The organism is Micromonospora sp. TSRI0369, from assembly GCF_001905625.1.
GTDB lineage: Bacteria > Actinomycetota > Actinomycetes > Mycobacteriales > Micromonosporaceae > Micromonospora > Micromonospora echinospora_A.
Genome location: NZ_LIVU01000003.1, coordinates 393,476 through 408,702, shown reverse-complemented (window position 1 = coordinate 408,702; position 15,227 = coordinate 393,476). Strand labels below are relative to the sequence as shown.

The following is a 15,227-nucleotide window of genomic DNA, read 5'->3' as shown; positions in this document are numbered from 1 at the left end:
CCGGTGTTTCCCTTCCACGATGCCCTGGCGGCGCGCTCGACCTGCTCGACGGAACCTCGGTGAGACACGGAACCGACACTCCGCGTAGCATCGACCTTACTCGATCAGGTTGGTTTGGCAAGGTACCCGGTCGGCCGATGGGTGGGCGCCGGTCAGCCGTACCGGCAGCCGGTCGTACCCGCGCAGCATCAGCGCGCGACGCGGCCCGGGTTCGGCGGTCAGCGCCGGGAAGCGGTCCAGCAGGCGGGGCAGCACCAGCCGCCCCTCGGCGCGGGCCAGCGTCGCCCCGAAGCAGTAGTGCGGCCCGGCGCTGAAGGCCAGGTGCCGGTTGTCGGAGCGGGACGGGTCGAACCGGTCCGGGTCGGGGAAGCGGCGCGGGTCCCGGTTCGCCGCGCCGGTCAGCACCACCACCGTCCGCCCGGCAGGCACCGGCAGGCCGGCGACCTCGGTGTCCACGGCGGCGTACCGGACGGCGAAGTGCACCGGCGGCTCGTACCGCAGGATCTCCTCCACGTAGGACGCGGCGAGCGACGGATCGGCGCGCAGCTCGGCCCGGGCGCCCGGCCGCTCGGCGAGCAGCACCAGCCCGTTGCCGAGCAGGTTCGCGGTGGTCCGGAACCCGGCGTTGTACATGATGATCAGGTTGGCCAGCAGCTCGTCGGCGGTCAGCCGGCCGGGTTCGGCCTCGACGCCGCGCAGCAGCGCCGAGACGAAGTCGTCACGCGGCGTCGCCCGACGCGCGGCGACCAGGCCGGTGAAGTACGCGGTCAGCTCCGCCGCCGCGACGTTGGCGGCCCGGATCTCGCGCATGGACCGGCGGCCGATCTCCAGCACCGCGTCGAACGCGCGGACCCGGGGCGGGAACCACTCCCGGTCCTCCTCCGGCACGCCCAGCAGCTCGCCGATGACGTCGCTGGGCAGGCGCAGCGCGAAGCGCGCCATGAAGTCGACGGGCCGCCCGTCCGCGCCCGCCTCGGCGAGCCGGTCGAGCAGGTCGTCGGCGATGCGCCCGATGGCCGGCTCCAGCGCGGCGACCCGGCGCGGGGTGAGCGCCTGGGAGAACAGGTGCCGGGCCCGGAGGTGGTCGCGCTCGGCGGCGTTGAGCATTGACGACTGGAGGATCCGGGTCACCTGGTGCTGGCGCCAGCGGACGCCGGCCCGGTCCAGGTAGTCGGCGCCGAGCACCCGGAACACCGGGTCGCGCAGTACCCGGTTGACCGCGTCGTAGCCGTGCACGACGAGCGCGTGCGGGTCGGTGGGCCGCAGCCGGGCGGCCTCCCCCGCCTCGTGCAGCCGGGCGTAGAACGGGTACGGATCGCGCCGCACCTCGTCGCCGAGCAGCTCGTCGAGGGAGACGGGGACGCCCATGGCCACTCCTCGCGGTCACCGCAGTCCCGTGACCATAGACTCACCGGCGCCGATGTGTCCACGGACGGCCGGCGGTCACTCCAGGCCCGCCCCGCAGGCGTCCTCGCGTACGCCGGCGAGCATGTCGGCTGTCGTGTGCGCCTGGATGCCGGGCGGCACCGGATCGGCGAACCGCGCGACGACCGCCCGGACGTGCCGCTGCGCGGGTTCGGCCAGTCCGTCGTAGACAGCGGTGAACAGGTCCCGGGCGGGCCGGCGCAGCCATCCGGGCGGAAGCAGCTCCAGCGGCAGCCGCGGGTCGAGCGTGGGGAACCGCCGGTAGGTGTCCATCACCTCGGTGCGGGCCCGCACCGCCGCCGGGCCGTCGACCGACTCGAGCCGGGACGCCAGCGGGGTCCACCGGCGCAGGAACTCCTCGTACTGCGCGCTGATCGCGGCGATGTCCCAGGCGTCGACGGGGGCGCGCTGGCCGGTGACGTCGAGCGCGTCCTGCCGTCCCCGGAACACGGTGACCGCGCCGGGCGCGAGCTGCGCCAGGCGCGACCGGGCCGGTTCCCCCAGCTCGTACGGGGAGATCCACAGCCCGTCGTACAGCGGCGCGAAGCCGAGCCAGCGCAGTTGCCCGCGCAGGGCGCGGCGCTGTGTGCCGCGGTCCTGCGGCAGCGAGAACGCGACCACCGTCCAGCATCCGTCCCACGCCTGCGGGTCGACTGTGGAGGCGACGATCCAGCTCCCGCCGGCGGAGAGGTCGGCGGCGGCGCCACGGCTGAGCCGGTAGAAGCTGTTGCGGCCCTGCCGGCTGCCCTCCAGCACACCGCGGCGGGCCAGCCGGCTGATCGCGGTACGGGCGCCGGCGCTCGTCACCCCGGTCTCGGCGAGCAGCTCGACGATCGCGGCGGACGGCAGCGGGGCCCGGGTACGCAGCGTGTAGTCGGCCAGGAGGGTCACCGCCACGCTCTGCGGCGAGGTGCCGGCCTGCCGCCGGGGCAGCCGCGGCGTGGGCGCCTCGTCCGGGTAGATCTCCTCGATGTCGAACGGGCTTGGCACACGCGCTCCGGGCTCGGCTCAGGGACGGAGCACCGACTCTAGACGAACGCCGCCGCAGCATATCGGCGCGCTTCGATTGACAGTTCACCGCCCGACGGGAACACTATGTGCCATATGAGCGCGGAGCCGGGCCGGGCGAGCCACATTCCGTGAGCGAGGCGCGACACCGCTGCCGTCCGGGCGGCCGGCGCGGCGCGTGACCGCTCATTCCCGCCTGCACACAGGCGATCGAAGGAGTCTCCGTGAGAATCAGAGCCAAGATGGTGGTGGCCCTGGCCGCGTCGCTGGTAGCGGCCGGCCTGGTGATCCCCACAGTGCAACCCGCGTACGCGGCGTCGCTGGCCGAGGTGACCAGCTTCGGCGACAACCCGGGGCGGATGCGCATGCACGTCTACGTGCCGGACAACCGTCCGTCCCGGCCGGCCACCGTGGTGGCCATGCACGGCTGCGGCGGTTCCGGCCCCGGCTTCTACTCCGGCAGCGAGTTCGCCGGGCTGGCCGACCGGTACGGCTTCATCGTGATCTATCCCAGCGCCACCCAGCAGGCCGGCTTCGGCAACTGCTTCGACACCTGGTCCGACGCGGCCAAGCGCCGCGGCGGCGGCAGCGACCCGGTGTCGCTCATCTCGATGGTCCGCTACGTGCAGCAGCAGTACGGCGCCGACCCGGACCGGGTCTACGCCACCGGCAGCTCGTCCGGCGGCATGATGACCAACCACATGCTGGCGCTCTACCCGGACGTCTTCAAGGCCGGCGCGGCGTTCATGGGGGTGCCGTTCAACTGTTTCGCCGGCGCCGCCGACTACCCGCCCGGGTCCAGCCAGTGCACCGGCGGGAACATGAACCGCACCCCGCAGCAGTGGGGTGACGCGGTCCGCCAGGCGTACCCCGGCTACACCGGGCCCCGTCCCCGGGTGCAGCTCTGGCACGGCACCAACGACACGCTCGTGCCGTACTCGCTGCTGCAGGAGACGATCGAGCAGTGGACGAACGTGTTCGGGCTCAGCCAGAACCCCACCTCCACCGACACGCCGCAGTCCGGCTGGAACCGGCGGCGCTACGCCGACTCCACCGGCACCGTCCAGGTCGAGGCGTACAGCATCCAGGGCGCCGGGCACAGCCTGCCGTCGTCCGGCATGGCCGCGGCGGCGATCGCCTTTTTCGGCCTGACCAGCACGCCCGGGCCGACCACGCCCCCACCGGGACCGACCACTCCGCCGCCGGGACCGACCACGCCCCCGCCCGGCCCCACCACGCCGCCGCCGGGACCGACCACGCCCCCGCCCGGCACCGGCGCCTGCTCGGTGCGCATCGAGCTGAACGCCTGGAACAACGGCCTGACCGAGAACATCACCATCAGCAACACCGGCTCGACCGCGGTGAACGGCTGGTCGCTGGCGTTCACGCTGCCCGGCGGCCAGACCATCACCTCCGGCTGGAACGCCTCGTACTCCCCCTCCTCGGGCCAGGTGACGGCACGCAACGTCTCCTACAACGCGGCCATCCCGGCCGGCGGCTCGACCACCATCGGCTTCCAGGCCACGCACACCGGCAACACCGCGCGGCCCAGCTCGTTCACCCTCAACGGCCAGTCCTGCACGCTGACCTGACCGGCGAACCCCGACCCCGGTGACGTCCGGACGGCGGCCCCGCGACCCCGCGTCGCGGGGCCGTCGGCTACCCGGCCGGTGGGGCCGGTTCCGGCGCCCCGCCGCGGCTGATCCGCAGGGTCAACACGTCGGTGCGAACCGTGATGTGGCCGTGGAACAGCGCCGCGCCGCCCGTCCCGTAACCGACCTGGGTCGCGGTGACCAGCGGATGTCCGATCGCCACGCCGAGCCGCCCGGTCGCCTCGTCGTCGGCGAGCACCGCGGTGAGTTCGATCTCCGCCCGCCGCACCGGCATGCCGGTCGCGCTGGCCAAAAACTCGAACATGTCCAGGTCGATGCTGAGCAACCCGGACGGGTCGAGGTCGCGGCCGTCGAACCGCAGCGGCAGGTGATCACGGATCCAGGCGGCCGGGACGCCGTCCACGGCGAAGAGCCGGTCGACCCGCCACACCGGCGAGTCCGGCTCCAGCCCGAGGACGCGCGCGCAGTCGGCCGGGCACTTCGCCCGGCTGACCGACGCGTCCTGAAGCGTCGGACGGTGCCCCGTGGCGGTGATCCGGTCCCGCAGCGCGGTGACGTCACCGATGGACACCGGCACCCGCTCGGCGTCGTCGTGCACGAAGGTGCCGATCCCCCAGGTCCGGGTCACCACCCCCTCGGCGGCGAGCTGCCCCAGCACCTCGCGCACTGTCGCGCGGCTGACCTCCAGACGATCGGCCAGGTCCCGCTCGTTGGGCAGCTTCTCACCCGACCGGAACTCGCTGCCGATCAGCTGCCGCAGCCGGCCGTGCGCCGCCTGTAGCGCGGTTTCCCGCCGAGCCATCCGCCCTCACCTCATCACTGCCCGCCGCCGCGTCGGCGTACGGAGTGTAGTTCGTCCAGGTCCGCTCGGACGATCACCGGCACCGCCTCACCACACCTGCTCCAGCACCCGGATGGTGTTGCCGCCGATCACCTTGGCGATCTCGTCGTCGGAGTAGTCGTGCGCCACCAGCCAGCCCACGATGTTCCCGAACGCCTCACCCGGATTCTCCAGTCCGGACACGTACTCCACCCGCGGGTGCTGCGGACGGTTGCCGGCGTCGTGGGCGTAGTTGCCGGCGTAAGTGTCGTGCACGCCCACGTGGTCGCCGAACATCGTGTCCGGGCCGAACGTGACGTGGTCGATGCCGACCAGGTCCACGCAGTAGGTGAAGTGGTCCATCACCGACTCGATCGAGTGGTGCTGGTGCGCCTGCGAGAGCGTGGTGTGCGGGGCGGCCTCGATGCCGATCACGCCACCCCGCTCGGCGCAGGCCCGGATCACCTCGTCCGGCTTCATCCGGGAGGTGTTCCAGACCGAGCGGGCGCCGGCGTGTGTGATGAACACCGGGACCCGGCTGGCCTCGATCACGTCCAGGCAGGTCTGGTCGCCGGAGTGCGAGATGTCGATGGCGATGCCGAGCTTGTTCATCCGGTCCACCGCCCGGCGGCCGAAGTGCGTCAGCCCGCCGTCGTGCTTCTCCGACAGGCCCCCGCCGAGCATGTTCGCCTGGCTGTACGCGATGCCGAGCTGGCGTACGCCGAAGCCGTAGAGGATGTCGATCCGGTCCAGCTCGTTCTCGATCGGGCTGCTGCACTCCAGGCCCGCGACCAGGGCCAGCCGGCCGTCCCGCTTCGCGGCGTGGATGTCGTCCAGGGACGTGGCCAGGAAGACGTGGTCCTGCTTGTAGAGGTCACTCATCCGCATCCCGAGGGCGTAGACGAGGTCGTTCCACTTCCAGCCGTTCTCGCTCGTCACACAGGAGGCGCCGGCCATGAAGTTGTCGAAGACGGCGGTCAGGCCGGAGCGCGCCAGCCCTTCGTATCCGGTGCGCTGGCGGGCGGTGCGGTTGTAGGCCCGCAACTCACTGACGTCGGCGGGCAGCACCACCGGATGCTCGTGCAGCGAGATGGCGGCGTGCTCGGTGAGCAGCCGCGTCACCCGCGCACGCTGGACGTCGGTCAGGCCGAGGTCGTGCTCCGGCACCCGGCCGATCTCCTCGGCCAACGTGAACACCCGGTAGTCCGAGTGCGGCTCCAGGTACGAGTACGACCTGTGGCCCTTGTACCGGGGGGCGGGTTCTTGCAGCAAGACGCTTCTCCTTTGGCGATCGCCGGCCGTCAAGCGGCCAGCGGGAAGTGGCAGGCAACCGGATGCACCCCGGCGGCCAGCGGCGGTTCGGTGCCGGCACAGGTGTCGGTCGCCTGCCAGCAGCGGGTCCGGAAACGGCAGCCGGAGGGCGGGTCGACCGGGCTGGGCGGGTCGCCGGCCAGCAGGATCCGCTGCCGCTGCCGCCGACCGGCGGGGTCCGGCACCGGCACGGCCGACAGCAGTGCCCGGGTGTACGGGTGCCGGGGCGACTCGTAGAGGCTGACCTCGGGACCGGTCTCCACGAGCTTGCCCAGGTACATCACGGCCACCCGGTCGGAGATGTGGCGCACCACGGACAGGTCGTGGGCGATGAAGACGTACGCCACGCCGAGTTCCTCCTGGAGCCGCTCCAGGAGGTTGACCACCTGCGCCTGCACCGACACGTCCAGCGCGGAGACGGGCTCGTCGCAGACGATGACGTCAGGGCTGAGCGCGAGCGCCCGGGCGATGCCGATGCGCTGGCGCTGCCCACCGGAGAACTGGTGCGGGTAGCGGTCCAGGTGCAGGCCGGGGTCGAGACCGACCAGGTCGAGCAACTCCTTGATCCGCTCGATCCGGCGCCGGCGGTCCAGCACGTCCGGATGGATCTCGAACGGCTGGAGCAGGATCTCCCGGATCGTGCGGCGGGGGTTCAGCGACGTGTACGGGTCCTGGAGCACGATCTGGATCCGCCGGCGCAGGGCCCGCAGCTCCCGTCCCCTGGCCTGGTGCACCACTGACGTGCCGAAGCGCACCGCGCCGGAGGTGGGCTGCTCCAGCCCGACGAGCATGCGGGCCAGCGTGCTCTTGCCGCAGCCGGACTCGCCCACCACGCCGAGCGTCTCGCCCCGGCGCAGTTCGAAGGAGACACCGTCGACGGCCTTGACCACGCCGCCGGAGGTGAACGGGACCCGTCCCTTGACCGGGAAGTGCTTGACCAGGTTCTCGACCCGCAGCACGACCTCATCGCCGGGTGGCATCGAGCACCTCCTCGTGGTGGTGACAGGCGCTGGCGCGGTCGGCCGGCAGCGCCAGCAGCGGCGGCAGGACCACCCGGCACTCGTCGGTGGCCCGGGGACAACGCATGTGGAACGGGCAGCCGGCGGGGAGCCGAGCCGGGTTGGGCGGAGCGCCGGGAATCGCGTACAGCTGCTCGTCGCGCCGGTCCACCCGGGGCATCGAGTTGAGCAGCCCCTCGGTGTAGGGGTGCGCCGGACCGGCGAAGATCTGCTCGACGGTGCCCCGTTCGACGATCCGGCCGGCGTACATCACCGCCACGTCGTCGGCGACCTCGGCGACCACCCCCAGGTCATGGGTGATCAGCAGCAGGCCCATTCCGCTGTCCCGCTGGATCTCCGCGAGCAACTCCATCACCTGGGCCTGCACCGTCACGTCCAGCGCGGTGGTGGGCTCGTCCGCGATCAGCAGGTCCGGTTCCAGGGCGATGGCCAGCGCGATCATGATGCGCTGGCGCATGCCCCCGGAGAACTGGTGCGGATAGTCCCGGATCCGGTCCTTGGCCGCCGGGATCCGCACCCGGTCGACCAGTTCGACGGCGCGGCGGCGGGCGTCGGCCCGGGACATGCCCCGCCGGACCCGCAGCACCTCCACGATCTGGTGTCCGACGGTGAAGACCGGGTTGAGCGCGGCCATCGCGTCCTGGAAGACCATCCCGATCTCTTCGCCACTGATCCGCTCCCGCTGCTTGCGGGGCAGGGTCAGCAGTTCCCGGCCGCGCAGCTGGACCGAGCCGGTGACCGTCGCCGGCGGCACGTCGAGGATGCCCGTCACCGCCTGCGCGGTGACGCTCTTGCCCGAGCCGGACTCACCGAGGATGGCAAGGGTCTGCCCCGACTCGATCCGCAGCGACACCCCGTTCACCGCGTTGACCGGCCCGGTCGGGCCGGGGAACGCGACCTTCAGGTCGGCGATCTCCAACAGGCTCATCGGAGCACTCCGGCGCGGCTGAGGAAGTCGCGCACCACCTGCTGGAACCGCTCCGGCTCCTCCAGCTGCGGCGAGTGGCCGGAGGACTCGAAGACCACCAGCTCGCCGCGGGGCACCAGGTCCGCGATGACCTGCGAGGCGGCCACCGGGGTACGCCAGTCGTGCCGGCCCACTGTCACCAGGGTCGGGCACGTGATCGACGGCAGCTTCGACTTCAGGTCGTAGCGGGGCATGTTCTGCCCGAAGGCGGCGTTGTGGGTGCGGTAGTGGAACCGGGTGGCGGCGAGTCGGGCCTCGTCCTTGGCCGGGTCGTGCTGGTGGTCGTAGAGCGGCAGGATCGCTCGCCAGTACTCGCGCAACTGCTCGTTGCTCTCGAACCGGCCGGTGCCGATCCGGTCGATGACCCACTCCGGGATCACCGAACGGTCGGTGTTGCGGGCCCGCTCCACCGCGAGGTGATCGTGCGCGGTGTCCGCGGCGGTGTCCCGCAGCACCAGCGCGGAGACCCGCTCCGGGTGGGCGATGGCGTACTCCATGGCGATGAACCCGCCGTACGAGCCGCCGGCCATGACGATCGTCTCGTAGCCGAAGTGCGCGCGGATGGCGTCCACGTCGGCCACCCACTGCTCGTGGGTGAACGGTCCGTCGTCGCTGGACTCGCCGGAGCCACGGGCGTCGAAGACGATGACCCGCATCCGATCGGCGAACGGGCCGAACGAGCGCTTCGGCTCCTGGCGGGAACCGAGGCCCGGCGCACCGTGGTGCACGATCATCGCCGGGCCGTCGACCGGGCCGAACGCCTCGACGACCAGTTCCGCTCCGTTGATTCTCATCGGATCCCCTCGATGATGTTGGATGCCAGGTCACGCGGGTACCGGGTGAGCCGGCGCGGGCCGTCGTCCTCTACCAAAACCGTGTCGGAGATGCGGTAGCCGGCGTGGCCGGGCACGTAGACGCCGGGCTCGCTGGACAGCAGCATCCCGGGGGCGAGCACGGTGTGGTCGCCGTCCTCGACCCAGGGCGCCTCGTGGTTCTGCATCCCGATGCCGTGGCCCTGCCGGTGCCGGATGTAGTCGCCCAGGCCCCGGTCCCGCAGGACGTCCAGGCAGATCCGGTTGACCTCGGCGCAGGTACGGCCGGCGATCATCGCCTGGGTGCCCACCTCCTGCGCCTCCCGGTCGGCTTCGTAGTAGCGCACCTGCTCGGCGCTGGGCTCGCCGATGACGAACGTCCGTTCGCTCTCCACGAACCGGCTGGCCACCGCCGCGCCGAGGGAGAGGATCAGAGTGTCGCCCGGCTGGAGCCGCCGACGGGTCGGCAGACCGTGCGGCAGGGCGGAGTTCGGGCCGGCGTAGACCAGCCCGCCGGCCAGCTTGGTGGTGTAGACGACCAGGTCGTACTCGGCGTACATCCGGTCGGTGCCGAAGCCGATCACGTGCCGGGCGATCTCGTCCTCGCGCGGCAGCGGCCGCCCGGCGGCGAGCGCCTCCTCGATCAGGGCCCGTCCGGCGGCCAGCATCTCGTCGCAGATCCGCGCGGCCGCCTCGTGGAACGGAATCTCCTCGGGAAACTTGCGCAGCCGCAGCGCGGCGACCGCGTCCGTGGTCTCCAGCGTGGCCCCGCCGATGGCCCGGGACAGCGCCCGGAACGCGCCGACCGAAACGCCCGTGCCCACGCCGATGCGGCGGACCGGACCGCCCGGACGGGACAACGCCGAGGCGAGCGTCTCCTCGGCGGTGACCACGCCCGGGTACTCGAAGTACGTGACGGTCTGAACTGTCACGCCCTGCTGGGCCGCGTACTCCTCGTCGAGGCGCGGGATCACCAGCAGCGGGTCCCCCGTCCGCGGCAGCCAGAGATACACCGGACGTTCGGTGGCGATGTAGAAGAAGCCGCTGAGGAAGGCGACCTCCGCCGGCGAGGTGGCCAGGAACCCGTCCAGGCCGCGTTGTTCGAGCGCCTCGGCGAGCCGGCCACGGACGCTGTGGTAGAAGCTCTCGGACAGTCGCATGGTCAGCCTCCGTTGCGACGGGGGTCGCGGGTGTCGTTGAACCGGGTTCCGGCGAGGGTCGCCGCCAGCACCAGGAACAGGATCGCCAGGGACGGGAAGAGCGTCTGCCACCAGGCGATCGCGATCGTGCCGCTGCGCTGGGCGTTCAAGAGGATCCGTCCCCAGGACCAGGCGTCCGGGTCGCCGAGCCCGAGGAAGCTCAGGCCGGCCTCGGAGATCACCGCCCGGGAGGCGGTGAGCAGCACGCTGACCACCATCAGCGAGACGACGGCGGGCAGGATCTCCCGGGTGACGATCCGCCAGCCGGTGGCCCCCAGCACCCGCGCGCCGTCGATGTAGGGCATCGCGCTGATCACCAGGCCCTGCGACCGGATCAGCCGGGCGACCTCGGGCCAGGCGAAGAACCCGATGATCAGGGTCAGCGTCGTGACGCTCGGGCTCACCACCGCCGCCAGCATGATCATCAGCGGCAGGGTGGGCAGCGCCAGCATCACGTCGGTGATCACCGTGGCGACCGCGTCGAACGGCCGGAAGTACGCCGCGGCCAGCCCGATCGCGGTGCCCAGCACGATGGCGAGCAGCGAGGCGGCCAGGCCGATCACCATGCTGGTCCGGGTGCCCCAGACCACCTGGGCGAAGATGTCCTGCCCGAGGTCGTCGGTGCCGAACCAGTGTGCCCCGGAGGGGGGTTGCAGCACGTCCGCTCCGGCGCCGGCGGGCTCGTCGGCGATCAGCGGCGCGAAGACCGCCAGCAACGCCATCACGAGCAGCACCAGCACCGACAGCGCCACGACTGGCTGGCGCAGGTAGCCGGAGAGGAAGGACCGCTTGGGCGCGGCCGGGACCGGCGGGAGCGCCTGCTCGGTCAGCACGGGGGCACTCACTGCACCCTCCCTTCGGTGGTGGCGGCGAACGGACCCGGGCGACGCGCCGGGGCGCTGCGCGCGCTCACAGCCGGATCCGGGGGTTGAGGACCGCGTAGAGCATGTCGGTCAGGGCGTTGGCGATCACCACGGTGACGGCGAGCATGATGAACGCCCCCTGGATCACCGGGTAGTCCTGCTGCCCGACCGCTTCGTAGATCAGCCGGCCGACCCCGGGGTAGGCGAAGACCGTCTCGGTCAGCACCGCGCCGCCGACCAGGGTGCCCAGTTGCAGGCCCATCAGGGTCAGCGCCGGCAGGATCGCGTTACGCAGGCCGTGCTTCCACACCCGGCGCCGGGCCGAGAGACCACGCGCCTGCGCGGCGCGGATGTAGTCCTCACCGAGGACTTCGATCATGTTGGTACGAAGGGTCAGCGCGTACGGGCCGAGCTGCACCAGGACCAGGGAGAGCACCGGCAGCACCAGGTGGTGGGCCAGGCTCAGGTAGGCCGCCGCGCCCCGGGTGTCCGGGTCGATCGCCCCACCGATCGGGAACCAGCCGAGCTGGGCGCCGAAGAAGACCAGCAGCAGGATCGCGACGCTCGGCACGAACAGCGCGTTCGCGCTGATCCCGAAGCCCTGCAACGCGCGGTCGAGCCACTTGCCGCGGTTGACCGCGGCTGCCACGCCGATCGGGATACCGACGGCGACGGTCAGGACGAACGCGCTGCCGGCCAGCAGCAGCGTCCAGGGCAGCCGGTCGAGGATGATGTCGGTGACCGGCTGGATCTGGCGGAACGAGATGCCCAGGTTGCCCTGGACCAGCTCGCGCAGGTACGACACGTACTGCTCCCACAGCGGACGGTCCAGGCCGTACGTCTTGAGCAGTGCCGCCTGCATTTCCGGTGTCATGTCGCCCTCGACCATGAGGGTCGTGGGGTCCCCCGGCAGGAGCCGGAGCAGAAAGAACGTCGAAGTGATCGCAATCCACACGGTCAGGACGGCCTTCAGTGCCCGGCTGAGCACGAAACGCGCCACGGGGGACCCCTCCTCTCCCTCTAGGTTGGGTGGGTTACTTGACCGGGGTGACCTGGGCCAGCGAGTACGCGGTGACAATGCCGAGCAGGTCCGACGGCGACGGGACGAAGCCGGTGAACTTGCTGGCGTTGTAGGCGAACTGGAAGTTCTCCACGTACAGCGGGGTCAGGTACGCCTGCTCGTGCACGACCTTGTCGATGTTCTTGATCTTGGTCTTGAACGCCTCCACGTCGGTGGTGCCGGCCGCGTCGTTGATCAGCGCGTCCATCTCCGCCGACTCGAGCAGGTTGTAGTTGATGCCACCCGGGTTGCTGGACAGGTAGGTGCTGCGCAGCTGGTCCATCGGGTTGTCGAAGACACCCCACTGCGAGGCGTCGATGTCGTACTCGCCGTTCTTGGTGCGGGTGAGGAAGGTGTTCCGCTCCACGCACTCGTTCTCCAGCTTCACGCCGGCCTTGGCCGCGCTCTCCCGGAACAGCTGCACGACCCGGGTGATGTTGGCGTTGGACTGATCGCACGCCACGCCGAACTTCAGCTCGTCGAAGAAGCCGTCGTTGTTGGCGTCCTTGTAGCCGGCCGCGCTCAGCTTGGCCTTCGCGCCCTCCGGGTCGAACGGGTACGGCTGCAGCTCGGTGTTGTCGTACTCGGAGAAGATCGGCGAGATCGGGCCGGCCATCTGCTGGCCGTCGCCCTGCAGCACGGCCGAGATGATCGCCTTGGTGTCGATCGCCATCGACAGCGCCTGCCGGACGTCCTGGTCGGCGAGGTACTTGTTCTTCATGTTGTAGGTCAGGTGCGCGAAGCCGAGGGCGCCGACCTTCTTCAGCTTGATCTTCTCGTCGTTCTCGAAGGTCTTCGCCGCCGAGACCGGCACCGGGGTGCCCATCATGTCGATGTCACCGTTGCGCAGCGCCAGCATCATGGTGTTCACGTCCGGGTAGACCCGGTACTCGACCTGGCTCACCGCGGCCTTGCCACCCGGCGCGAGCGGGTAGTGCTCGTTGCGCTTCATGACGTAGCGCTGGCCCTTGGTGATGCTGTCCAGGACGAACGGCCCGGCACCGACCCAGTTGGAGTCGTTGGCGAACTTGGACAGGTCGCCGGCCGGTTCGAAGATGTGCTTCGGAACGACCGACATCCAGAAGCCGACGCCCTCGGCGAACGGCGCGTACGGCTGCGAGAGCTTGAACTTCACAGTGGTCGCGTCCGGCGCCTCGACCGACTCGACCCAGGTCAGCTTCGCCGCGACGTTGCCGAGCTTGTACTTCATGATCGACTCGGCGGAGAACTTCACGTCCTCGGCGACCACCGGCTTGCCGTCGGTCCACTTGAAGTCGTCGCGCAGCACGAAGACGGCGGTCTTGCCGTCGTCCTCGTAGCGGTACTCCTTGGCCAGCTCGGGCGACTTCTTCGCGTTCTCGTCGATCCGCAGCAGGTGCGGGTACATCGCGTTGAGGATCCACGAGTCGGTCTTGCTCAACGACTGGAGCGGATTGAAATTGCTCACGTCGGTGGTGGTGCCGATCCGCAGGACCGAGTCCGACGACGAGCCGCTGGAGGAGGAGGTCTCCTCGTTCAGACTGCAGCCGGAGACACCGAGCGTGGCCGCCACGCCGAGCGCGACAGCGAGCCGCCACCGACCCTTGACTGTCTTTTTCACCAAACCTCCTGAAGAACCCGGATGATGTTGCCGCCGATGACCTTGGCGATCTCGTCGTCGGAGTAACCGTGCGTGACCAACCACCCGACGATGTTGCTGAAGCACTCCGCCGGGTTCTCCATGCCACTCACGTACGGAACCCGAGGGTGGTCCACCACGCCGTGGGCCTTTCCGATCGCCAGGTGCTGGGTAAAGCTGTCGTGCAGTCCGACGTGGTCACCGAAGTTGGTGTCCGGGCCGAACGCGACGTGGTCGATGCCGACCAGGTCCACGCAGTAGGTGAAGTGGTCCATCACCGACTCGATCGAGTGGTGCGGGTGGTCGCCCGAGAGGGTGGTGTGCGGAGCGGCCTCGATGCCGATCACGCCACCCCGTTCGGCGCAGGCCCGGATCACCTCGTCCGGCTTCATCCGGGGGGTGTTCCAGACCGAGCGGGCGCCGGCGTGGGTGATGAACACCGGCACCCGGCTGGCCTCGATCACGTCCAGCGACGTCTGGTCGCCGGAGTGCGAGATGTCGATGGCGATCCCGAGCTTGTTCATCCGGTCCACGGCGCGCCGGCCGAAGTGGGTCAACCCGCCGTCGCGGTCCTCGGAGAGGCCGGAACCGAGCATGTTCGCCTGGCTGTAGGCGATGCCCATCTGGCGTACGCCGAAGCCGTAGAGGATGTCGATCCGGTCCAGCTCGTTCTCGATCATCGTGGCTGCTTCCAGGCCGGCCACCAGGGCGATCTGCCCGTTGCGCTTGGCCTCGAAGATCTGTTCGAGCGTGGTCGCCACCACCACGTGGTCCTGCTTGGCGACGTCGGCGAAGCGCAGGCCGATGTCGTAGATGACGTCGTCCCACTTCCAGGCGTGCTCGCTGGTCACGCAGCCGGTGCCGTTCATGAAGTTGTCGAAGACCGCGGTCATGCCGGACCGGGCCAGGCCCTCGAATCCGAAGGAGTTGCGGCCGGTGCGGTTGTAGTCGCGCAACTGGGTCACGTCGGCCGGCAGGATCTTCGGGTGCTCGTGCAGCGAGATGGCCATGTGCTCGCGCAGCAGCCGGGAGACCCGGGCACGCTGGTCGTCGCTCAGGCCGAGGTCGTGTTCCGGCACCCGGCCGATCTGCGGCGCGAGCTCGAAGACCTTGTAGTCCACATGCGGCACCAGGTAGTCGAAGGACCGGTATCCGGCGTAGCGGGGGGCGGGTTCCTGCACTGGTCTATTCACCTCGTCAGCTAGAGGCATGAGGAGTGAGGTCTGACCTCATGCCTCGTGGAACGTACCGAGCGCGACCAGCGCGCAGGAATACCTCGTGACCTTTCCGTTATCCGAATCGAGCAACATTCCCGCAGGTCGAGACAGGTTTCGACGGGCGGCCCGAGCAGTGGAGCCGGGGGTGGGCCAAATGCCCGAGGCGATCACGCCGAACGGCGGACCGACCCGTCGCCGCCTCGATCACAACCAGTGGTCAGACCACTAGGCGACGGAACGAGCTCCTAATGCGTGACCAACGATGAACCAAAGGGTTCAGTGTTATACAGTGAAC

Annotated in this window: 13 protein-coding genes; 1 reads left to right on the top strand and 12 read right to left on the bottom strand. The window is 70.4% G+C overall.

The features are described from left to right. Positions 1-96: 96 nt before the first annotated feature. Together AMK25_RS10720 and AMK25_RS10715 are read right to left on the bottom strand one after the other, a co-directional pair. Positions 97-1,368 carry a cytochrome P450 gene (locus AMK25_RS10720; RefSeq protein WP_073828013.1) on the bottom strand — a complete coding sequence of 424 codons (1,272 nt, stop codon included), beginning with the start codon at positions 1,366-1,368 and terminating at the stop codon, positions 97-99. Between the two features lie 75 nt (positions 1,369-1,443). Next, complete coding sequence (locus AMK25_RS10715; RefSeq protein WP_073828012.1) at positions 1,444-2,415, bottom strand: PaaX family transcriptional regulator; 972 nt, start codon at positions 2,413-2,415, stop codon at positions 1,444-1,446. Between the two features lie 242 nt (positions 2,416-2,657). Here AMK25_RS10715 and AMK25_RS10710 point away from each other — a divergent pair, with 242 nt between their 5' ends. Continuing rightward, entirely contained in the window at positions 2,658-4,025 is a 1,368-nt protein-coding gene (locus tag AMK25_RS10710; protein ID WP_083664704.1) for an extracellular catalytic domain type 1 short-chain-length polyhydroxyalkanoate depolymerase, read from the top strand. A gap of 67 nt (positions 4,026-4,092) precedes the next feature. Here AMK25_RS10710 and AMK25_RS10705 read toward each other — a convergent pair whose 3' ends face one another. From AMK25_RS10705 to AMK25_RS10660, 10 genes are all read right to left on the bottom strand, one after another. Beyond that, positions 4,093-4,848, bottom strand: coding sequence for a GntR family transcriptional regulator (locus AMK25_RS10705; protein ID WP_073828010.1), 756 nt, complete (start codon positions 4,846-4,848; stop codon positions 4,093-4,095). A gap of 87 nt (positions 4,849-4,935) precedes the next feature. Then, positions 4,936-6,138, bottom strand: coding sequence for a dipeptidase (locus tag AMK25_RS10700; protein ID WP_198937504.1), 1,203 nt, complete (start codon positions 6,136-6,138; stop codon positions 4,936-4,938). Positions 6,139-6,167: 29 nt separating this feature from the next. Continuing rightward, positions 6,168-7,157 carry an ABC transporter ATP-binding protein gene (locus AMK25_RS10695; RefSeq protein WP_073828009.1) on the bottom strand — a complete coding sequence of 330 codons (990 nt, stop codon included), beginning with the start codon at positions 7,155-7,157 and terminating at the stop codon, positions 6,168-6,170. Next, positions 7,141-8,124 (bottom strand): ABC transporter ATP-binding protein, encoded by a 984-nt coding sequence (locus AMK25_RS10690; protein ID WP_073828008.1) that lies wholly within the window; start codon positions 8,122-8,124, stop codon positions 7,141-7,143. Before AMK25_RS10690 ends, AMK25_RS10695 begins: the two co-directional genes overlap by 17 nt. After that, on the bottom strand, positions 8,121-8,957 hold the full coding sequence (locus tag AMK25_RS10685; RefSeq protein WP_073828007.1) for an alpha/beta fold hydrolase: 837 nt from the start codon (positions 8,955-8,957) through the stop codon (positions 8,121-8,123). Before AMK25_RS10685 ends, AMK25_RS10690 begins: the two co-directional genes overlap by 4 nt. Then, entirely contained in the window at positions 8,954-10,135 is a 1,182-nt protein-coding gene (locus AMK25_RS10680) for a M24 family metallopeptidase (protein ID WP_073828006.1), read from the bottom strand. Before AMK25_RS10680 ends, AMK25_RS10685 begins: the two co-directional genes overlap by 4 nt. Positions 10,136-10,137: 2 nt before the next feature. Then, positions 10,138-11,019 carry an ABC transporter permease gene (locus AMK25_RS10675; protein WP_225980747.1) on the bottom strand — a complete coding sequence of 294 codons (882 nt, stop codon included), beginning with the start codon at positions 11,017-11,019 and terminating at the stop codon, positions 10,138-10,140. A 64-nt stretch (positions 11,020-11,083) separates the two neighbouring features. After that, positions 11,084-12,037, bottom strand: coding sequence for an ABC transporter permease (locus tag AMK25_RS10670; protein WP_043323238.1), 954 nt, complete (start codon positions 12,035-12,037; stop codon positions 11,084-11,086). Between the two features lie 34 nt (positions 12,038-12,071). Then, a complete protein-coding gene (locus tag AMK25_RS10665; RefSeq protein WP_073828004.1) occupies positions 12,072-13,697 on the bottom strand; it encodes an ABC transporter substrate-binding protein in 1,626 nt (541 codons plus the stop codon). Next, positions 13,694-14,896 (bottom strand): dipeptidase, encoded by a 1,203-nt coding sequence (locus tag AMK25_RS10660; protein ID WP_073828003.1) that lies wholly within the window; start codon positions 14,894-14,896, stop codon positions 13,694-13,696. Before AMK25_RS10660 ends, AMK25_RS10665 begins: the two co-directional genes overlap by 4 nt. Positions 14,897-15,227 lie beyond the last annotated feature (331 nt).

Bases quoted from the DNA above. Each gene is read 5' to 3' on its own strand.
- AMK25_RS10705 (WP_073828010.1), bottom strand. From the start codon at position 4,848: ATGGCTCGGCGGGAAACCGCGCTACAGGCGGCGCACGGCCGGCTGCGG.
- AMK25_RS10690 (WP_073828008.1), bottom strand. From the start codon at position 8,124: ATGAGCCTGTTGGAGATCGCCGACCTGAAGGTCGCGTTCCCCGGCCCG.
- AMK25_RS10680 (WP_073828006.1), bottom strand. From the start codon at position 10,135: ATGCGACTGTCCGAGAGCTTCTACCACAGCGTCCGTGGCCGGCTCGCC.
- AMK25_RS10685 (WP_073828007.1), bottom strand. From the start codon at position 8,957: ATGAGAATCAACGGAGCGGAACTGGTCGTCGAGGCGTTCGGCCCGGTC.
- AMK25_RS10695 (WP_073828009.1), bottom strand. From the start codon at position 7,157: ATGCCACCCGGCGATGAGGTCGTGCTGCGGGTCGAGAACCTGGTCAAG.
- AMK25_RS10720 (WP_073828013.1), bottom strand. From the start codon at position 1,368: ATGGGCGTCCCCGTCTCCCTCGACGAGCTGCTCGGCGACGAGGTGCGG.